Source organism: Kitasatospora sp. NPDC059646 (genome assembly GCF_042734615.1).
Lineage (GTDB): Bacteria > Actinomycetota > Actinomycetes > Streptomycetales > Streptomycetaceae > Kitasatospora.
Genome location: NZ_JBHWDS010000062.1, coordinates 12,954 through 32,066 on the forward strand (window position 1 = coordinate 12,954; position 19,113 = coordinate 32,066).

Genomic DNA, 19,113 nt, shown 5'->3' on the forward strand with positions numbered 1-19,113 from the left:
GGCGGAGCAGGCGAACAGGGTCGTGCCCGCTCACTCCGTCCCGTAGAACAGCCGCTCCACCGCGTGCCGCGCCCGCCGCGTGGTGCGGCGGTAGTCGTCCAGCAGCTCCCCGGAGTGCCCGACGCCGTAGCCCAGGTACCGGGCCACGCCGGCCAGTTCCCGCGCGTCGCCGGGGAAGCTGTCGCCGGCCCGCCCGCGGACCAGCATCACGGCGGCGCGGACCCGGGAGGCCAGCACCCAGGCCGCGTCGAGCACCTCCGCGTCCTCCCGTTCCACCAGCCCCGCGGCCGCCGCCGCGGCCAGCGCCGCCCTGGTGCGGGTGGTGCGCAGCCCCGGCACGGCGTGGCCGTGGCGCAGCTGGAGGAGCTGCACCGTCCACTCGACGTCCGCAAGCCCGCCGCGGCCGATCTTGGTGTGGGTGGTGGGATCGGCGCCGCGCGGCAGGCGCTCGGTCTCGATGCGGGCCTTGATCCGGCGGATCTCCGTCAGGTCGCGTTCGGGGACGCCCTTCCCGGGGAACCGCAGCGGGTCGATCAGCTCCCGGAACCTCGCGCCGAGCTCGGGATCGCCGGCCATCGGCTCGGCCCGCAGCAGCGCCTGGCTCTCCCAGGCGTGCGACCAGCGCGCGTAGTACCCGGCGTACGAGGCGAGGGTGCGGACCAGCGGGCCGTTGCGGCCCTCGGGGCGCAGGTCGGCGTCGACCTCCAGCGGCGGTTCGACGGACGGCGCGGCGAGCAGGGTGCGCAGTTCGCCGATGACGGCCCTGGCGGCGGCCGCCGCGTCCTCGTCGAGGACGCCGAGTCGCGGCTCGTGGACGAACAGCACGTCCGCGTCCGAGCCGTAGCCGAGTTCGTGGCCGCCGAACCGGCCCATGCCGATGACCGCGATCCGGGTGGGGAGTTCGCCGTTGCGGGCCTCCCAGCCGTCGACGGCCGCGCGCAGCGCGCCCTGCAGGGTGGCGGCGGTGATCGAGGTGAGGGCCTCGCCGGCGGCGTCCAGCGCGGCGGCGGGGTCGTCGTCGAGCCGTCCGAGCAGGTCGGCGGCGGCGGTGCGGAACAGCTCGCGGCGCCGGACGGCGCGGGCGGCGGCGACGCCGGCCGCCGGGTCGGGGGCGCGGCCGACCGCGGCGAGGACCTCCGCCTCCAGGGCGGCCCGGCCGCGCGGGTTCAGCCCGTTCGGGTCGCCCAGTATGGCGACCGCCTCGGGGGCGCGCAGCAGCAGATCGGGGGCGAAGCGCCCGGCGGACAGCACCCGGGCCAGCTGTTCCGCGGCGGCGCCCTCGTCGCGCAGCAGCCGCAGGTACCAGGGGGTGCCGCCGAGCGCGTCGGAGACCTGGCGGAAGTTGAGCAGGCCCGCGTCGGGGTCGGCGGAGTCGGCGAACCAGCCGAGCAGCACCGGCAGCAGGGTGCGCTGGATGGCGGCCTTGCGGCTGACGCCGGAGGCGAGCGCGGAGATGTGCCGGAGCGCGGCGGCCGGGTCGGCGTAGCCGAGCGCGGCGAGGCGCTGCTTGGCGGCCTCGGCGGTGAGCCCGGCGGCGCCGGAGCGGGTGACCCGCAGTTCGGCGACCGGCAGTTCGGCGACGGCGTCCAGCAGCGGGCGGTAGAACAGCCGCTCGTGCAGCCGCCGCACCTCGACGGCGTGGCGCTTCCACTCGCGTTCCAGCGCGGCGACGGGGTCGAGCCGGCCCGCGCCGCCGTCGCCGGTCAGCGGGGCCGTGCTGCGGGCCAGCCGGCGCAGGTCGGCGGGGTCGGTGGGCATCAGGTGGGTGCGGCGCAGCCGGTGCAGTTGGATGCGGTGTTCGAGGGTGCGCAGGAAGCGGTAGGCGGCGTCCAGCGAGGCGGCGTCGGCGCGGCCGATGTAGCCGCCGGCGGAGAGCGCGGAGAGCGCTTCCAGGGTGTTGCCGGAGCGCAGCGTCTCGTCGGTGCGGCCGTGCACGAGTTGCAGCAGCTGCACGGCGAACTCGACGTCGCGCAGGCCGCCCGGGCCGAGTTTGAGCTGCCGGTCGAGCTCGCCGGCCGGGATCGCGTCGACCACCCGGCGGCGCATCTGCTGGACGTCGGTGACGAAGTGCTCGCGGGCGGCGGCCTGCCAGACCAGCGGGGCGACCGCCTCGCAGTAGGCCCGGCCGAGTTCGGCGTCCCCGGCGACCGGGCGGGCCTTCAGCAGGGCCTGGAACTCCCAGGTCTTGGCCCACCGGCCGTAGTAGGCGAGGTGGCTGGCGAGGGTGCGCACCAGCGGCCCGTTGCGGCCCTCGGGGCGGAGGTTGGCGTCCACCGGCCAGATCGCGCCCTCGCCGGTGGTGTCCGAGCAGAGCCGCATCAGGTGCGCGGCCAGCCGGGTCGCGGACCGCATGGCCCGCTGCTCGTCGACTCCGTCGCGCGGCTCGGCGACGAAGATCACGTCCACGTCGGAGACGTAGTTGAGCTCCCGGCCGCCGCACTTGCCCATGCCGATCACCGCCAGCCGGCAGGCGGCGGCCGCCTCCGGGTCGTGGGCGGCGGCGAGGTCGAGGGCGGTCTGCAGGGTGGCGCCCGCGAGGTCGGCGAGTTCGGCGGCGGTCTGCGGGAGGTCGACGGTGCCGGACAGGTCGCGGGCGGCGATCGCCAGCAGGCAGCGCCGGTAGGCGGCCCGCAGCGCGTCGGCCTCGCCGTTGCCGTTCCCGCCGGCTCCGCCGTCCTCCGTCGCGGGGCGGACGCGGCGGGCGAGTTCGCCGAGGAAGTCGCCGCGGCCGGGGTGGATGTCGCGCAGCTCGAAGGTGACCAGGGCGTGCCAGTCCCGGGGGTGCCGGGCCAGGTGGTCGCCGAGCGCGGCGGACGCCCCGAGCACGCCGAGCAGCCGGTCCCGCAGCGGCTTGGACGTGGTGAGGGTGTCCCGCAGCGTGTGCCGCTCGTGCGGATCGAGCGCCTCCAGCAGCCGGGCCAGCCCGAACAGCGCCTGGTCCGGATCCGCCGCCGCCCCGAGCGCGTCCAGCAGCACCGGATCGCCGGCGAGCCCCTGCAGCGCCGGTTCGTCGAGCAGCCGCACCGCCTGGTCCGGATCGGAGAACCCGCGCCGCACCAGTCGGGTCTCCAACCGGCTGACCCGGCTCCCGGCCCGTTCCTCCACCACTGACCCGCCTCCCGTGCCGTCCCTCCCCGAAGCGTACGTTCCCACCGGGTCCGGACCCGGCCCGTGACGCACCCTCCGTCCGCTCATCGGCCCGTGGGGCGGCATCCGCCCGGATCCTGGACGCCTCTCCCCGCCCGCGGCCGGTGGCCGTCCGGCGCGCGCGGGGCGCCCTGACGACGGCCGTACGGGTGCTCAGCGGCTCCGCGGGGCGCTGCGGCGGTGACGGGTCATCGGTCCGGGGTGGGCGGGAGCCGGTGTTGCAGGGCCGCCGCGTGGTCGGCGGCGGGCGGGACGGTCCGGGCCAGGGTGCCGAGGGCGATGCGCAGCTCGGCGATGCGGCCGGGGGGCGGGGTGAGGCACAGGAAGGACTCCAGGGCGCGGACGGCTCCGGGCGGGTCGGCGAGCGCGGCGCGGGCGAGGACCAGGTTGCCGAGGTCGGCGACGGCGCGGCCGGGGTGGAGGAGGGCGACGGCGCGGGTGAGGAGGGTGTCGCCTTCGGGGCGGCGGCCGAGGGCGTGCAGGACCACGGCCTTCTCGTAGTGGTACCAGCCGTTGGCGGGGGCTGCGGCGATTGCCCGGTCGAGATCGGCCAGGGCTTCGGCGTAGCGGTCGAGCAGACGGTGCGTCAGACCGCGGGCGGCGAGGATCCACGGGTGGCCGTGCGGGTCGAGTTCGAGGGCGCGGCCGTAGTCGGCGAGAGCGGCCTCGTACTCGCCGAGCAGCCGGTGCGCGTCGCCGCGGTGGGCCGCGTGGAGCGGGGCCCCGGGGTCGAGCCGTACCGCGCGGTCGTAGTCGGACAGCGCCTCCCGGTACTGCCCGAGGGCCTGCTGCGTCCGGCCCCGGGAGTCGGCGATCCAGGCGCGGCCGGAGTCCAGGCCGACCACCCGGTCGAAGTCCGCCAGGGCCTCCGGGTAGCGGCCCGTCACCCGGTGGGCCTCGCCGCGTTGGGCGACGGCCCAGTCGCTGCCCGGGTCGAGTTCGACGACCCGGTCGAAGTCGGCCAGCGCCTCGGGGTGCCGTCCGGCCGCCAGGTGCACGTGGCCGCGGAGGGCGAGGACTCCGGGGGTGCCGGGTTCGAGGGCGAGCGCCCGGTCGAAGTCGGCGACGGCCTCCTGGTGACGGCCCGCCAGCCGGTGGACGTCGCCGCGGGCGGCGTGGGCCCAGGCGTGGTCGGGGGCGAGCTCGATCACCCGGTCGAGGTCGGCGAGGGCTTCCCGGTGACGGCCCGTCAGCCGGTGGACCTGGGCGCGCATGGCGGCCGCCCAGTGGTAGTCCGGGTCGAGTTCCAGGGCCCGGCCGTACGCGGCGAGCGCCTCCTCGTACCGTCCGGCCTCCCGGTGGAGCAGGCCGCGGGCGGTGTGCGCCCACACGTAGTCGGGGTCGAGTGCGACGGCGCGGTCGAAGTCGGCGAGCGCTTCCTCGTGCCGTCCCAGCTCCCGCAGGGTCTCGCCGCGGTGGCCGACGGCCCAGCTGTGGGCGGGGTCGAGCTCGACGGCCCGGTCGAAGTCGGCGAGCGCCTCCTGGTGACGCCCCATCAGCCGGCGGGTCTCGCCGCGGGTGGCGTGGGCCGCGGCGAAGTCCGGGTCCAGTTCGAGGGTCCGGTCGAGGTCGGCGAGGGCCTCCTCGAACCGCTGCCCGACGACCAGGGCGCGGGCCCGGCTGTGCAGGGCCCGCGGCTGGTCCGGGTCGAGCTCGACGGAGCGGTCGAACTCCGCCTGCGCCAGGTCGTGCCGGCCGGCCGCGTGGTGACCGATGCCCCGGTGGCGGTGCGCCCGGGCCCGTCCGGGCCGGTCGAGGACGGTACCCGCCAGCAGCAGCGTCATCACGGCGACCGCGGGCTGCGGCTCCCCCATCGCGGCGACCACCCGCTCGCCCCACTCCCGGACCTCCCGGGCGTCCGCGTCCTGCCCGGCCCGGACGAGCATCTGCGCCCAGCGCCGGGTCGTCGCGGTGCCGTGGCTCCAGGCGTCGAGCAGTTCCCGCAGTGCGGGGGCCAGCGCCCGGTCGGGGTCGGCGCACAGCCGGTGGTAGGTCTCCTGGAAGCGGTGTCCGCGCCAGCGTTCGTCCCGCCACCGGGCGGCCCGGTCGCCGCCGTCGCAGGCGAGTCGGCGGCGCCACTCGGCGAAGGTGTCGGCCAGCCGGGTGTGCTGCTGGTGCCAGCGGGCCGGCGACTGCTGGCGCTGCAGGCGCAGCATGGCCGTGCGCACCACCTCGTGGTAGTGGCAGCGTCCGGCCCGGTCGGTCACGAACGGCATCGACCGCAGCCAGCCGAACAGTTCCCGGGCCTCCGAGTCGTCGACGGCGGCCCGGTACACGTCCTCGTCGAGTTCCTGCGGGAGCGCGCAGGCCAGCGCGGCCGCCCGCCGGGCCGGGCTGGTCTCCCACTTGAGGAACCGTTCGACGGCGGTGCCGCTGGGGTCGCCGACCTCGGCCGCGCCGGCGGGCTGCGACTCGGCGAGGGTGGACACCAGCAGCGGCAGCCGCCCGGAGAGCCGCAGCACCACCTCGATGACGTGCTCGTCGGTGACGCCCTTCGCCGCCAGCAGCTGCCGGGCCTCGGTCTCGGTGAACACGTCCAGCGGCAGGTCGGTGACCAGGTCCAGCCAGTCGCCCCAGCACTGCGCGTCCAGCCGGCCCTGCCCGGCGAGCACCACCAGGACGTTCGCGGGCAGTTCGCCGTACCTGTCGCTGACCAGCAGGTCGCGCAGCCAGGTGTCCAGCGCCGGGCCGGTGCGCTCGTACGTGTCGAAGAACAGCACCACCCAGCTGCGGCGCTGCGCGATCTCCGCCAGCTCCTGCAGGAACACCGGCGTCAGCGCCTGGACGGGCGACAGCACCAGCTGCACGTCCTCGTGGCTGCGGAACCTGGCGCTCAGCACGCCCTTCAACTGCTCCGCGCCGGCCGCGACCTGCGTGGCGTCCAGGGCTCCGGTGAACGCCCCCACCCCGGGGATCATCCCCAGTCCGACCAGGCCGACCCGGGACGCGATCACGCTCCCGGGCGAGGGCGACGACGCCCCCTCCCCCGCCACCACGACGCCGGCGTTCGCCTCGTGCCGCCGCTGCTGATACGTGGTCAGCAGCCGCTCCAGCGCCTTCATCGGGGCGCCCTGCTGCCCGAACTGCCCGGCGAGCGCCCTCATCGCCTCCACCGGATCGGTCACCGACTCGTCCACTACCCGGTGACGGCCTGCACCTCCCGCGCCGCCGCCTCCAACTGCCGCACCAGCGTGGACTTCCCCACCCCGCCCGGCCCGTGCACGTGGAACAGGAACTGCCCCGCGTCCTCCGGCGCCTGCGCCAACACCTCGCTGAACGACGCCAGTTCACCGCGCCGCCCGACGAAGCCGGTGCGCCGCCGACGCCTGATCAGCTCCTGCCGGGTCGGCCCCCGCCCACCGCTCACTGCGCCGGCCCGAGGGTCGGCACGGCGTCCCGCTGCTGGACCTCCGGCGGCTGTTCGAGCTGCAGTTCCTTCTTCCGCTGCTCCTCCTTCAGCCGCTCCACCTCCTCGGCGAAGCAGGCGGCCGCCTCCTCCGGGGGCAGCCGCTTGTACCGGCGGATCCCGAGGCTCAGCGACTGGATCTCCATGTCCAGCGCGTCGGCGGTCTGCTGGAGGTTCATGCTCCGCTCGCGGAACTTGAAGTACGAGATGACGCCCGCCGAGATGCTCACCGACGCGCTCAGCGCCACCGCGAACCAGCGCCAGCCGCCCTCCTCGGCGGAGGCCGTGGTGGAGACGGACGTCAGGATCGACCCCACCAGCACCGACACCTGGAAGAAGTTGTGCCGGTTGCGGTACTTCCCGGCCCCGCGCCGGTAGCTGTCCCTGATCTCGACCACCGAGTCGCGGTACTCGTGGAACGAGCTGGCGACGGCCCGGTTCTGCCGCGCCAGGATCGACCTGCGCTCGGCCTCCAGCTTCTTCAGCCGGGTCCGCGCCGAGAGCAGGTCCCCCCGCCGGTCGAACCAGGTCACGGGCGCCCCGATCACCGACGCGGCCAGCGGAAGCCCGAGCAGCAGGTTCAGCCCGATCCGCCCCTGCCCCGGCCGCGAGTAGTCGACGAAGACATTGATCGCCACCACGCCCAGCACCAGCAGCGGAACCCCGGCGAACCCCCACAGCAGCGTCAGCCGCTTCCGGAACATCAGCCGGTCGATCTCCGCCTCGGCGTCGATCACCTCGTGCTCCACAACCAGCAGGTCCCGAACCCCGGCCATGATCACCCCCAACCGCGAAAGCCTAGCAAGCCGGGCCCCACGGCTGCCCGGGAACGGCGGAGGCCCCGCACCGGCGTCACTCCGGTCCGGGGCCTCACACCTCGTCAGAAGGCGTCCGGCGCGGGCCCGCCTTCCGAGTGCTCTCGGACAACTGGAGAACGTCCTCGGCGCAGCACCCTGCCGTTTCGAGGCGCTCCTGTTTCCATGAAATCCCGCACCGAGCAGTGGCAGCTCGCACCAACGGGGGATCACGGCGCGCAGACAGAACGGAACCCTGCGACGGTGGCGGTCGGATTGCACAGATCGCCCCGGCAGGGCAGTGGAGGTGCCGCAGATGGCGCAAGATGCAGGAGGGTTTCTCGGCAACATCACCGTCCCGCTGTTGACCGCGGCCGTCACTGCGTTGGTCGGGGCTTTCTGGGCAACCTACCAGGACTGGCGTCGGCGACGGCAGGACGACTTCCGTCGACGTCGCGCACTCGATGACGCTCAGGCCCGCGTCACCTTTGTCCGCGACTGGTTTTCGACATATCGAGAAGTCCATCCAGATGCACAGACCAATGATCCGCGCCGCCGGGCCATCGAGTACTTGGATGACGCATTCCGCACATTGCAGTCCGCGCTGTCGGAACCCCGGCCCAGGACCACTCGGGTGGGTCTCTGGTCGCGTATTCGGACGGCCACCCTTCTCATCCCATTGCGGTCGTGGAAAGCGTCACTGACGCGACTCGCCTTCTATCTTGTGATCTTCATTGTAAGCGGCGTGGCACCCAGAATCCTGCTCGATTCAACGTACACATGGGCCAACCGCATCGGGTCGGCCCTCACGTTTCTTGTCTTCTCGGGCACCGCTCTCTACGGGCTGTGGCGACTTGCCCGATTGCTCGCCGATCGCTCGGCGGCTTCGCGAGACACCGACGATGTCCGCGACGGCCCCTGAGGGCCCATCGACTCCAGTCGTTCCAAGCCGGAAATACACAAGGCCCCGAGCCGAGCAGCGAGCGCGCTGCCGGTCCGGGGCCTCGTCGGCCGGGCGGGGTCACAGCACCTGGAGGATCTTCTTCAGCTCGAACGGGGTGACCTCGGAGCGGTACTCCTCCCACTCCTGGCGCTTGTTGCGGAGGAAGAAGTCGAAGACGTGCTCGCCCAGGGTCTCGGCGACGAGTTCGCTGCGCTGCATGAGGTCGATGGCCTCGCCGAGGTTCTGCGGCATGGGCTGGATGCCGAGGGCGCGGCGTTCGGCGTCGGTGAGGGCCCAGACGTCGTCGTCGGCGCCGGGCGGGAGTTCGAGGTTGTCCTCGATGCCCTTGAGGCCGGCGGCGAGGGTGACGGCGTAGGCGAGGTAGGGGTTGCAGCCGGTGTCGAGGGAGCGGACCTCGATGCGGGTGGAGCCCTGCTTGCCGGGCTTGTACATGGGGACGCGGATCAGCGCGGAGCGGTTGTTGTGCCCCCAGCAGATGTAGGAGGGGGCTTCGCCGCCGGCGCCCGCGGTGCGCTGGGATCCGCCCCAGATGCGCTTGTAGGAGTTGACCCACTGGTTGGTGACGGCGGCGGTCTCGGCGGCGTACTTGAGCAGGCCGGCGATGAAGGACCGGCCGACCTTGGAGAGCTGGTACTCGGCGCCGGACTCGTGGAACGCGTTGCGGTCGCCCTCGAAGAGGGAGACGTGGGTGTGCATGCCGGAGCCGGGGAAGTCGGAGAAGGGCTTGGGCATGAAGCTGGCGTGGACGCCCTGTTCGAGGGCGACCTCCTTCATGACCAGGCGGAAGGTCATGATGTTGTCCGCGGTGGAGAGCGCGTCGGCGTACCGGAGGTCGATCTCCTGCTGGCCGGGGGCGCCCTCGTGGTGGCTGAACTCGACCGAGATGCCCATGGATTCGAGCATGGTGATGGCCTGGCGGCGGAAGTCGTGGCCGACGCCGCGCGGCGTGTGGTCGAAGTAGCCGGACTGGTCGGCGGGGGTGGGCGGGGTGCCGTCGCCGGGGAGGTCCTTGAGCAGGAAGAACTCGATCTCGGGGTGGGTGTAGAAGGTGAACCCCTGGTTGGAGGCCTTCTCCAGGGTGCGCTTGAGGACGTAGCGCGGGTCGGCGTAGGACGGCGAGCCGTCGGGCATCAGGATGTCGCAGAACATCCGGGCGGTGCCGGGGTTCTCGGAGCGCCACGGCAGTATCTGGAACGTGGTCGGGTCCGGCTTGGCGATCATGTCGGACTCGTACACCCGGGCGAAGCCCTCGATCGCGGAGCCGTCGAAGCCGATGCCCTCGTCGAAGGCCTGCTCCAGTTCCGCCGGCGCGACGGCCACCGACTTGAGGAACCCGAGCACGTCGGTGAACCACAGCCGGACGAACCGGATGTCACGCTCTTCGAGCGTGCGAAGCACGAACTCCTGCTGCTTGCCCATGGGGACAGTCTCACCTCTGCTCTTTACGCCCGTGTTACGCCTTGGCGTCCGTACGCCCCGGCCTGCGCCGGTCCCGCCTCGCGTGCCGCTCCGGACACGTCGTCACCCATCATGGCGGATCCCCGCCCGCTTGCCGACCCGCGGCGACCGCCCGTCACCAGGGCCCCCGCGACATAACGTCAGTTAGACGATTACACTCGGGGTCATGCCGAATCTGCGTCTCGCCCTGTGCCAGATCGACCCCTGGGTCGGTGACCTCGCCCGCAACAGCGAGGAGGTGCTGCGCTGGTCGAAGCGGGCCGCCGAGTCCGGCGCCGACCTGATCGCGTTCCCGGAGATGGTGCTCACCGGCTACCCGGTGGAGGACCTGGCGTTCCGCGGCTCCTTCGTGGAGGGCTCCCGCGCCGCCCTGGTCGAGCTGGCGGCGAAGCTGGCCGCCGAGGGCCTGGGCGACGTCCCCGTGGTGGTCGGCTACCTGGGCCGGGCCGAGCCGGGCACCAAGTACGCGGGGAAGCCGCAGAACTGCGCGGCGGTGCTGCGCGGCGGCGAGGTGGTCACCCGGTTCGCCAAGCACTTCCTGCCGAACTACGGCGTCTTCGACGAGTACCGCTACTTCGTGCCGGGCGACCAGTTGACGGTCCTTCGGCTGCACGGCGTGGACGTCGCGCTGGCGATCTGCGAGGACATCTGGCAGGAGGGCGGCCGGGTCGCCGCCACCGGCCAGGCCGGCGCCGGGGTGCTGCTGTCGATCAACGGCTCCCCGTACGAGCGGGACAAGGACGACGTCCGGCTGGAGCTGGTCCGGCGCCGCGCCGCCGAGGCCGGCTGCCCGCTGGTGTACCTGAACATGGTCGGCGCGCAGGACGAGCTGGTCTTCGACGGCGACACCCTGGTGGTCGCCGCGGACGGCGAACTGCTCGCCCGCGGACCGCAGTTCGAGGAGGCCCTGCTGGTCATGGACCTCGACCTGCCGGCCGCCCCCGAGTCGGGCCTGCCGGACGGCACCGTCCTCGCCGACGGCCTGCGCCTCACCCGGGTCGACCTCGGCGGCGAGCCGAAGCCCGCCCCGGCCGAGCCGCTGCCGCCGCGGATCGGCGAGCGCCTGGACGACGAGGCCGAGGTGTACGCCGCGCTGGTCGAGGGCACCCGGGCGTACGTCCGCAAGAACGGCATGCGCTCGGTGCTGATCGGCCTGTCCGGCGGCATCGACTCGGCGCTGGTCGCCGCGATCGCGGTGGACGCGATCGGCGCGGAGAACGTGTACGGCGTCTCGATGCCCTCGCGCTACTCCTCGCAGCACTCCCGCGACGACGCCGCCGAGCTGGCCCGCCGCACCGGCCTGCACTTCCGCACCGTGCCGATCGCCCCGATGTTCGACGCCTACCTGGGTGCCACCGAACTGACCGGCCTGGCGGAGGAGAACCTGCAGTCCCGGCTGCGCGGCACCCTGCTGATGGCCATCTCCAACCAGGAGGGGCAGATCGTCCTCGCCCCCGGCAACAAGAGCGAGCTCGCGGTCGGCTACTCGACGCTGTACGGCGACTCGGTCGGCGCGTACGGCCCGATCAAGGACGTCTACAAGACGCTGATCTTCCGGCTGGCCCGCTGGCGCAACGCGCAGGCCGAGGCGCGCGGCGAGGTGCCGCCGATCCCGGAGAACACCATCAGCAAGCCGCCGTCCGCCGAGCTGCGGCCCGACCAGGTGGACACCGACTCGCTGCCGGACTACGACCTGCTGGACGCCGTCCTGGACCGGTACGTCGAGGGCGACCAGGGCCGGGACGCGATCGTCGCCGAGGGCTACCCGGCCGACGTGGTGGACCGGGTGGTGCGGCTGGTCGACACCGCCGAGTACAAGCGCCGGCAGTACCCGCCGGGCCCGAAGGTCTCGCCGAAGAACTTCGGCCGCGACCGCCGGCTGCCGATCACCAACCGGTGGCGGCAGGGCTGACACGGAAGGCGGCAGGGGCTAGGGTGAGCGCCGCGACACGCGCCCGATCATGGACGGCGCACCGGCCGAAGGAGGTGGGAGAGATCACCGTGCAGGTATTCGAGGTGCTCCCCCGCCGTCGGGCCGCGGTCTGACCGGACGGGGAGCCCGCATGGCTCGTCGAGAGGTCTCCGTGTCACTTCCCCTTCCCCCTGCCCGCCCGACCGCGACCGACCTGGCCGAAGCCGGCCTGGTCGACCGGCTGCGGGCCGCCGGCTGCGTCTTCGCCGAGGACGAGGCCCGGCTGCTGAGGTCTGCCGCCGACCATCCCGCCCGGCTCGCCGAGATGCTCGAACTGCGGTGCGCCGGACATCCGTTGGAGCAGGTGGTGGGCTTCGCCGAGTTCGCCGGCCTGCGCATCGCACTCGCCCCCGGGGTGTTCGTGCCGCGCCGGCGCAGCGAGTTCCTGGTCGAGTGCGCCGCCGCCCTGGGCGCCCCCGGCACGGTGGTGCTGGACCTGTGCTGCGGCTCCGGCGCGATCGGCGCCGCGCTGGCCGCCCGGCTCGGCGGCGTCGAACTGCACGCGGCCGACGTCGACCCGGCCGCCGTCGCGTGCGCCCGCCGCAACCTGGCCCCGTACGGCGGCGCCGTGCACCTGGGCGACCTGGACGCGCCCCTGCCCGGCGACCTGCGCGGCCGGGTCGGGCTGCTGGTCGCCAACGCCCCGTACGTGCCGACCGGGGACATTCCGCTGCTGCCGCCGGAGGCCCGCGACCACGAGCCGCCGGTGGCCCTGGACGGCGGCGCCGACGGCCTCGCGGTGCAGCGCCGGGTGGCGGACGCCGCACCGCGCTGGCTGGCGCCCGGCGGCCGCCTGCTGATCGAGACCAGCGAGCGGCAGGCCCCGGCGACCGCCGCGCTGATGACCGCCCGGGGCCTCGCCGTCCGCGTCGAGCAGGACGAGGAGCGGGACGCCACCGTGGTGGTCGGCACCCGACGGGGCTGACGCCCGGCCCGCGGGTCAGTAGCGGTAGGTGGCGGCCACCGCGAGGTGGTCGCTGGCGTCGGCCGGCAGGGTGCGGGAGTCGGTGGGGAGCAGGCCGCCCTTGCTGAGGATCTGGTCGATCCGGGCCATCGGGAACGAGGCCGGCCAGGAGAAGCCGAAACCGTCGCCGGCCGCGCCCTGCGCGGAGCGCATCTGCGAGGTGATCGGGGCCAGGCTGCGGTCGTTCATGGTGCCGTTGAGGTCGCCGAGCAGCAGGACCTTGCGCAGCGGCTCGTGCTCGATGGCGTCGCCGAGGGCCTGCGCGCTGACGTCCCGGCGGCCGGCGGTGAAGCCGCTGTCGAACTTGACCCGCACCGACGGCAGGTGGGCGACGTACACGGCGAGCGGGCCCTTGGGGGTGGTGACCTCGGCCCGGAAGGCCCGGGTCCAGCCCATCTTGATGTCGACCACGGTGACGCCGTCGATCGGGTAGGTGGACCACAGGCCGACGGTGCCCTCGACCGCGTGGTAGGGGAACTTCTGCGCCAGTCCGTCGGAGTACACCGGGGCCGCCGCGGCGGACAGCTCCTCCAGGGCGACGATCTGCGCGCCGGAGCCGGTGAGCATCCGGATGGTGCCCTGCGGGTCGTCGTTGGCGGCGGCCACGTTGTGGGTGAGCACGGTGAAGTCGCCGGGGCCGCTGCTCTTGTCGACCAGCAGCGCGCCGAACAGGTTCAGCCAGACCGCGGCGGGCAGCAGCGCGGCCACCACCGCGTACCCGGACCGCCGCCAGAGCGCCGGCGCCAGCAGCACCGGCACGGTCACGCCGAGCCAGGGCAGGAAGGTCTCCAGCAGGCTGCCGAGGTTGCCGACCGCGTTCGGCACCCGGGCGTGCGCGACCAGCAGCACCGTGACCAGCAGGCCGGCCAGGGTGAGCGGCCGGCCGCGTCGCCAGTCGAACCACTGGCGCAGCCGGTCGCGCCACGTCCGGGCCCGCTCGTGGTCCGCCACTGCCGCCGGGCCGTCCGCCCGCACCATGCCCGCTCCTCGCCGCCGTGCCTGTCGGCTGCTGCCGACCTCTCCGACCTGCCCAGATCCGATTCTCGGCTCAGCCTATGCCGGGAGGGACGCGGCAAAGTGTGCGAAAAGTTCCACCGCCGGGCCGGGTGGGATCACCGGGCGGCGAGGCCCTCCAGCGCGGCGTCGATCATCTGGCGGGGCAGGTCGGGGTCCTCCAGCGGCGCGTCGTCCCAGAGGACGGTGCGCAGCAGGATCGGTCCGATCAGCAGTTCGCAGAGCAGCTCGGTGTCCAGGTCGGAGCGGAACTCGCCGGCCTCGACGCCGCGCCGGACGATCTGCCGGATCAGCTCGCGGCGCGGATTGACCACCCGTTCGTGGTACGTCTGCTTGAGCTCGGGCCAGCTGTTCATCTGCCCGAGCGCGGACCTGACGATCCATCGGGAGCGCTTGGCCAGGCCGCGCCGGCGCATGTAGTCGACGGCGCCGATCAGGTCGTCCCGGTAGGTGGGGCCGGACAGCGGCGGCATCGGCGACTCCAGCCGGGCCACCACGTCCACCAGCAGGGCCTCCTTGTTGGGCCAGCGCCGGTAGATGGTGGCCTTGCCGACGCCCGCCTCGGCGGCGATCCGCTCGATGGACAGCTCGGCCAGGCCGACGCCGCTCTCCATCAGCTTCTCGACCGCGCCGAAGATCGCCTGTTCGGCGGCCTCGCTGCGCGGACGGCCCCGCCGCGGAGCGTCCTGCTCCGCGGCGGGGCCGTGGCACGGCTTGAGCGGAGTGTCGGCGCTTGTCATGGCCTTATTCTCCACCCTCGGGGTCAGACCTTGGCGGGATTCGCCTCGGCGTCGGTCCGCTGCGGCGCGCCCGCCGGGGCGCCGGGGGCGGCGACCTTGCCGGGCAGCAGCACCAGGGCGAGCACCGCGCCGACCACGGTCACGCCGGCGGAGACCGCGGAGACCACGTGCATGGCGTGGATGAAGGAGTCCTTGGCCGGGTCGACCAGGGCCGACAGGTGCAGCTTCTCGGCCACGCCGAGGGTGGACTCGATCGACTCGCCGGCCCGCCCGCGGACCTGCTCCGGCACGGAGCCGAGGTGGTCCTCCATGCCGTTGCGGTACACGGTGGACAGCAGCGCGCCCAGCACCGCGATGCCCAGCGAGCCGCCGACCTGGCGGAAGGTGTTGTTCAGCGCGGAGCCCGCGCCGGCCTTCTCGCGCGGCAGCGCGCCCATGATCGCGACCGTCACCGGCGGCATCACGTGCGCCATGCCGGTGCCCATCACGAAGCCGAGCACGACCAGCAGCCAGATCGGGCTGGTCGCGGTGAGGAAGACGTAGCCGAGGAAGCCGACGGTGACCAGCAGCATGCCGCCGGCGCAGGTCAGCCGGACGCCGATCCGGTCGACCACCAGCCGGGCCCGCGGGGCGAAGACCAGCTGGGCGACGGCCAGCGGCAGCATCAGCTCGCCGGCCTGCAGGGCGCTGTAGCCGCGCACGCTCTGGATGTAGAAGACGCCGAAGAAGGACACGCCCATCAGCGCGAAGAAGACGATGCCGACCACGCCGATCGACGCGGAGAACACCTTGTTGCGGAACCAGGTGACGTCCAGCGCGGGGTGGCTGGTGTGCTTCTCGAACAGCACGAATCCGGCCAGGGCGAGCAGGCCGACCAGGGTCGGCACCCACGCCTCGGCGGCGGTGAAGTCGGCGAGTTCGCCGCCCTTGATGATGCCGTAGATCAGCGCCACCAGGCCGACGACGGACAGCAGCACGCCGACCGGGTCGAGCTTGCCGGGGTCGGGGTCCTTGGAGTCCGGGACCAGCCAGGCCATCAGGCCGAGCGCGACCACCACGATGGGGACGTTCACCAGGAACACCGAGCCCCACCAGAAGTGCTCGATCAGCAGGCCGCCGGTGATCGGGCCGATGGCGATCGCCAGGCCGACCGCGCCGGCCCAGATGCCGATCGCCTTGGGCTGCTCGTGCCGTTCGAAGACGTTCATGATGATCGCCAGCGTGGCCGGCATCACGAACGCGCCGCCGAGGCCCATCACGGCGCGGTAGCCGATGAGTTCGCCGGGGGTGGCGGCCAGCGCGGACAGCAGCGAGCCGAGGCCGAAGACGAGCATGCCGGACAGCAGCGTCCACTTGCGGCCGAACCGGTCGCCGAGCAGGCCGGCGGTGAACAGCAGGCCGGCGAAGACCAGGGTGTAGGAGTTGATCGCCCATTCCAGGTCGCTCTGGCTCGCGCCGAGGCCCACCGGGGCGGGGGTGGCGATGGTCTTCATCGCCACGTTGAGGATCGAGTTGTCGAGGACGACGACGAGCAGGGCGAGCACCAGGGTGCCCAGGATCCACCAGCGTCGGCGGTGTACGGCTTCCGGTATCCGAGGGGCCGGGAACGGCGCGGTCGGCGAGGTCATGCGAACAGACTAGCCGTGTTTTCAATACGAGACGGTCTCGTATCGTAACGGTAAGGACAACGATCGGCAAAGCCCTCCCCAAGAAACCCTCCCGGGTGGCCGGATCCCGCCGCCGCCGACCGCAGGACTCCCGCCTCTTTGCTGACGGGCCGTGGCGTGCAAGCATGGAGCCAGATCCGGGGACGCCGTACGGCGCCACGAGACGACACACACCAGGAGTCTGTTCGATGAACGCCTCTCCGCTTCAGCCTGCCCAGACGCAGGACGCGCCCGCCAACACCCTCTACGGCGGGGTCACCAACCGCCGCGTGACCGTCCGGGACCTCGCCAAGGCCAAGCGCAACGGCGAACGCTGGGCGATGCTCACCGCCTACGACGCCCTCACCGCCGGCGTGTTCGACGAGGCCGGCATCCCCGTGCTGCTGGTCGGCGACTCCGCCGGCAACTGCCACCTCGGCTACGAGACCACCGTGCCGGTGACCATGGACCAGATGGTGATGATGTCCGCCGCCGTCGTCCGAGGCACCCAGCGCGCCCTGATCGTCGCCGACCTGCCGTTCGGCTCCTACCAGGAGTCCCCCGCCCAGGCCATGCACAACGCCGCCCGCCTGATGAAGGAGGCCGGCGTCCACGCCGTCAAGCTCGAAGGCGGCGAGCGCAGCGCCCGCACCATCGAACTCCTCGTCGAGGCCGGCATCCCGGTGATGGCCCACATCGGCCTCACCCCGCAGTCCGTCCACGCCTACGGCGGCTACCCCGTCCAGGGCCGCGGCGACGAAGCCGCCCACCAGCTGCTGCGCGACGCGAAGGCCGTCCAGCAGGCCGGCGCGTTCTCCGTCGTCCTGGAGGCCGTCCCCGCCGAACTCGCCGCCGAGGTCACCGCCCACTCCGCGATCCCCACCGTCGGCATCGGCGGCGGCCCCGGCACCGACGCGCAGGTCCTGGTCTGGACCGACTTCGCCGGTATGACGGCCGGCCGCGTCCCCAAGTTCGTCAAGCAGTACGCCGACCTCCGCCGGACGCTGGCGCAGGCCGCGAGCGAATTCGCCTCGGACGTCCGCGAAGGCGCCTTCCCGGGCCCGGAGCACAGCTTCCAGTAACCGAAAGGCAGCACCACCAGGGGCGCGGGAACCGCAGGCACGGTTCCCGCGCCCTTCAGGTCACTGTCACCACCTCTGACAGCGCGCTGACAGCGGCGTGACAGCCGGGCCCGGCACGGTGTTCCCATGACGGAAATCTTGCGGAACGCCGTGGAGGTCCACGGCATCGTGAAGCACTACGGGGAGACGAAGGCCCTCGACGGGGTCGATCTGACGGTGCGCGAGGGGACGGTGCTGGGGCTGCTCGGGCCGAACGGGGCCGGGAAGACCACCCTGGTGCGGGTGCTGTCGACGCTGATCAAGCCGGACGCGGGCACGGCGTTCGTCGGCGGGTACGACGTGCTGCGCCAGCCGAAGCAGCTGCGCCGCACGATCGGCCTGACCGGGCAGTACGCGTCCGTGGACGAGCTGCTGTCCGGCTACGAGAACCTCTACCTGATCGGGCGTCTGCTGGACCTCTCGTCCAGGGACGCCAAGGCCCGCGCCGCGGAGCTGCTGGAGCGGTTCTCGCTGACGGAGGCGGCCAAGCGCCCGGCCAAGGGCTACTCGGGCGGCATGCGGCGCCGCCTGGACCTCGCGGCGTCGATGATCGGCCGGCCGAAGGTGCTGTACCTGGACGAGCCGACCACCGGCCTGGACCCGCGGACCCGCAACGAGGTCTGGGACGAGGTGCAGCGGATGGTCGGCGAGGGCTCGACGGTGCTGCTGACCACCCAGTACATGGAGGAGGCGGAGCAGCTCGCCGACGAGCTGACCGTCATCGACAAGGGCCGGGTGATCGCCAACGGCGGGATCCAGGAGCTGAAGACGCAGGTCGGCGGGCAGAGCCTGCAGGTGCGCCCGCTGCGCCCGGAGGAGCTGCCGGAGATGGCCCGCTGCCTGCAGGGGGCGGGCATCGCGGCGACGTTCTCCGAGGAGTCGGGGCTGCTCTCCGTGCACCTCACCGACGAGGGTCAACTGACCACGGTGATCGGCGCGTTGGGCACCCGCGGGTTCGGCATCGCCGGCATCGACACCAAGCTGCCCAGCCTGGACGAGGTGTTCCTGACGATCACCGGCAAGTCGTCCGTCCCCGCCCCGTCCCGTGAGAAGGAGTCCGTCGCATGAGCACCGCCACCGTGACCGCCGCCGCCGCACTGCCCGCCGACGACACCCGGATCGGCCTGCGCGCGAACCTGCGCCACCTGGGCGCGCTGACCCGCCGCAACCTGATGCGGATCAAGGCCGACCCGGAGTCCATGCTGGACGCCCTGCTGGTGCCGGTCATCATGATCGTGCTGTTCGTCTACGTGTTCGGCGGCGCGATGGCCGCCAACCAGCACGAGTACATGCAGTACATGGTGCCCGGCCTGCTCGGCACCACCGGCCTGAACCTGGCGATGGCGCTGGGCACCGGCCTGAACACCGACTTCCAGACCGGTGTGATGGACCGTTTCCGCACCCTGCCGATCGGCCGCTCCACGGTGCTGCTGTCGAAGATGATCGCGGAGACGCTGCGGGCGGTCGTCGCCTTCGTCGTGCTGATCGGCTTCGCGATGATCCTCGGGATGGACATCAAGGGCGGCCCGCTGAACCTGCTGGCCGCGGTCGGCCTGTCGCTGGTGTTCGGCGCCTCGCTGATGTGGGTGTCGATGCTGCTGGGCATGTCGCTGCGCAGCGCCCAGGCGGTGCAGGGCATGTCGATGCTGGTGATGATGCCGCTGCAGTTCGGCAGCTCGATCTTCGCCAATCCCAGCACCATGCCGGGCTGGCTGCGGGCGTTCACCGAGCACAACCCGCTGTCGGCGCTGGCCGACGCCTGCCGCGCACTGATCAACGGCACGCCGGTCGGCAGCTCGGCGGCGACGGTGCTGATCTGGGCGGCGGGCATCACCGCGGTGACCGCGCCGCTGGCGGTGGCCCGGTTCCGCAAGCGCACCTGACGGC

Annotated in this window: 14 protein-coding genes; 6 read left to right on the forward strand and 8 right to left on the reverse strand. The window is 73.0% G+C overall.

Annotated features, from left to right (window positions below; all coding sequences use genetic code 11):
- Positions 1 to 30 precede the first annotated feature (30 nt).
- The 4 genes from ACFV1L_RS31440 to ACFV1L_RS31455 form a co-directional block, all read right to left on the reverse strand.
- Positions 31 to 3,105: a bifunctional [glutamine synthetase] adenylyltransferase/[glutamine synthetase]-adenylyl-L-tyrosine phosphorylase gene (locus ACFV1L_RS31440; RefSeq protein WP_380372441.1), complete on the reverse strand. Its 3,075-nt coding sequence runs from the start codon at positions 3,103 to 3,105 to the stop codon at positions 31 to 33.
- A 230-nt stretch (positions 3,106 to 3,335) separates the two neighbouring features.
- Positions 3,336 to 6,272 (reverse strand): tetratricopeptide repeat protein, encoded by a 2,937-nt coding sequence (locus ACFV1L_RS31445; RefSeq protein WP_380372372.1) that lies wholly within the window; start codon positions 6,270 to 6,272, stop codon positions 3,336 to 3,338.
- Between the two features lie 11 nt (positions 6,273 to 6,283).
- A complete protein-coding gene (locus ACFV1L_RS31450; RefSeq protein ID WP_380372374.1) occupies positions 6,284 to 6,514 on the reverse strand; it encodes an ATP-binding protein in 231 nt (76 codons plus the stop codon).
- Positions 6,511 to 7,329, reverse strand: a complete 819-nt coding sequence (locus ACFV1L_RS31455) for a DUF4231 domain-containing protein (protein ID WP_380372376.1) — start codon at positions 7,327 to 7,329, stop codon at positions 6,511 to 6,513. The genes ACFV1L_RS31450 and ACFV1L_RS31455 overlap by 4 nt, the downstream gene beginning before the upstream one ends.
- Before the next feature lie 334 nt (positions 7,330 to 7,663).
- Between ACFV1L_RS31455 and ACFV1L_RS31460 the strand changes: the two genes are divergently transcribed.
- A complete protein-coding gene (locus ACFV1L_RS31460) occupies positions 7,664 to 8,269 on the forward strand; it encodes a hypothetical protein (RefSeq protein WP_380372378.1) in 606 nt (201 codons plus the stop codon).
- A gap of 99 nt (positions 8,270 to 8,368) precedes the next feature.
- Here ACFV1L_RS31460 and glnA read toward each other — a convergent pair whose 3' ends face one another.
- Positions 8,369 to 9,730, reverse strand: a complete 1,362-nt coding sequence (gene glnA / locus ACFV1L_RS31465) for a type I glutamate--ammonia ligase (protein ID WP_380372380.1) — start codon at positions 9,728 to 9,730, stop codon at positions 8,369 to 8,371.
- A 205-nt stretch (positions 9,731 to 9,935) separates the two neighbouring features.
- Between glnA and ACFV1L_RS31470 the strand changes: the two genes are divergently transcribed.
- Together ACFV1L_RS31470 and ACFV1L_RS31475 are read left to right on the forward strand one after the other, a co-directional pair.
- The gene (locus ACFV1L_RS31470; protein ID WP_380372383.1) at positions 9,936 to 11,681 is read left to right on the forward strand and encodes an NAD+ synthase; all 1,746 of its coding nucleotides are present in this window, start codon (positions 9,936 to 9,938) and stop codon (positions 11,679 to 11,681) included.
- A 151-nt stretch (positions 11,682 to 11,832) separates the two neighbouring features.
- The gene (locus ACFV1L_RS31475; protein WP_380372386.1) at positions 11,833 to 12,666 is read left to right on the forward strand and encodes a putative protein N(5)-glutamine methyltransferase; all 834 of its coding nucleotides are present in this window, start codon (positions 11,833 to 11,835) and stop codon (positions 12,664 to 12,666) included.
- Positions 12,667 to 12,681: 15 nt separating this feature from the next.
- On the opposite strand, the gene ACFV1L_RS31480 is transcribed toward ACFV1L_RS31475, so the two are convergent.
- The 3 genes from ACFV1L_RS31480 to ACFV1L_RS31490 form a co-directional block, all read right to left on the reverse strand.
- The gene (locus ACFV1L_RS31480) at positions 12,682 to 13,683 is read right to left on the reverse strand and encodes an endonuclease/exonuclease/phosphatase family protein (protein ID WP_380372389.1); all 1,002 of its coding nucleotides are present in this window, start codon (positions 13,681 to 13,683) and stop codon (positions 12,682 to 12,684) included.
- Positions 13,684 to 13,817: 134 nt separating this feature from the next.
- Entirely contained in the window at positions 13,818 to 14,459 is a 642-nt protein-coding gene (locus ACFV1L_RS31485) for a TetR/AcrR family transcriptional regulator (protein ID WP_380372392.1), read from the reverse strand.
- Between the two features lie 23 nt (positions 14,460 to 14,482).
- Positions 14,483 to 16,087: an MFS transporter gene (locus ACFV1L_RS31490; RefSeq protein ID WP_380372394.1), complete on the reverse strand. Its 1,605-nt coding sequence runs from the start codon at positions 16,085 to 16,087 to the stop codon at positions 14,483 to 14,485.
- Between the two features lie 227 nt (positions 16,088 to 16,314).
- Between ACFV1L_RS31490 and panB the strand changes: the two genes are divergently transcribed.
- The 3 genes from panB (at position 16,315) to ACFV1L_RS31505 (ending at position 19,109) form a co-directional block, all read left to right on the forward strand.
- Positions 16,315 to 17,187, forward strand: a complete 873-nt coding sequence (gene panB / locus ACFV1L_RS31495; RefSeq protein ID WP_380372396.1) for a 3-methyl-2-oxobutanoate hydroxymethyltransferase — start codon at positions 16,315 to 16,317, stop codon at positions 17,185 to 17,187.
- Between the two features lie 126 nt (positions 17,188 to 17,313).
- Complete coding sequence (locus ACFV1L_RS31500) at positions 17,314 to 18,294, forward strand: ATP-binding cassette domain-containing protein (protein ID WP_380372399.1); 981 nt, start codon at positions 17,314 to 17,316, stop codon at positions 18,292 to 18,294.
- Complete coding sequence (locus ACFV1L_RS31505; protein ID WP_380372402.1) at positions 18,291 to 19,109, forward strand: ABC transporter permease; 819 nt, start codon at positions 18,291 to 18,293, stop codon at positions 19,107 to 19,109. Before ACFV1L_RS31500 ends, ACFV1L_RS31505 begins: the two co-directional genes overlap by 4 nt.
- The last annotated feature ends 4 nt before the right edge of the window (positions 19,110 to 19,113 follow it).

Coding starts and splice junctions, on each gene's coding strand:
- ACFV1L_RS31455 (WP_380372376.1), bottom strand. CDS start 7,329: ATGGCCGGGGTTCGGGACCTGCTGGTTGTGGAGCACGAGGTGATCGAC.
- panB (WP_380372396.1), top strand. CDS start 16,315: ATGAACGCCTCTCCGCTTCAGCCTGCCCAGACGCAGGACGCGCCCGCC.
- ACFV1L_RS31500 (WP_380372399.1), top strand. CDS start 17,314: ATGACGGAAATCTTGCGGAACGCCGTGGAGGTCCACGGCATCGTGAAG.
- glnA (WP_380372380.1), bottom strand. CDS start 9,730: ATGGGCAAGCAGCAGGAGTTCGTGCTTCGCACGCTCGAAGAGCGTGAC.
- ACFV1L_RS31475 (WP_380372386.1), top strand. CDS start 11,833: ATGGCTCGTCGAGAGGTCTCCGTGTCACTTCCCCTTCCCCCTGCCCGC.
- ACFV1L_RS31470 (WP_380372383.1), top strand. CDS start 9,936: ATGCCGAATCTGCGTCTCGCCCTGTGCCAGATCGACCCCTGGGTCGGT.
- ACFV1L_RS31480 (WP_380372389.1), bottom strand. CDS start 13,683: ATGGTGCGGGCGGACGGCCCGGCGGCAGTGGCGGACCACGAGCGGGCC.
- ACFV1L_RS31505 (WP_380372402.1), top strand. CDS start 18,291: ATGAGCACCGCCACCGTGACCGCCGCCGCCGCACTGCCCGCCGACGAC.
- ACFV1L_RS31485 (WP_380372392.1), bottom strand. CDS start 14,459: ATGACAAGCGCCGACACTCCGCTCAAGCCGTGCCACGGCCCCGCCGCG.
- ACFV1L_RS31460 (WP_380372378.1), top strand. CDS start 7,664: ATGGCGCAAGATGCAGGAGGGTTTCTCGGCAACATCACCGTCCCGCTG.
- ACFV1L_RS31490 (WP_380372394.1), bottom strand. CDS start 16,087: ATGACCTCGCCGACCGCGCCGTTCCCGGCCCCTCGGATACCGGAAGCC.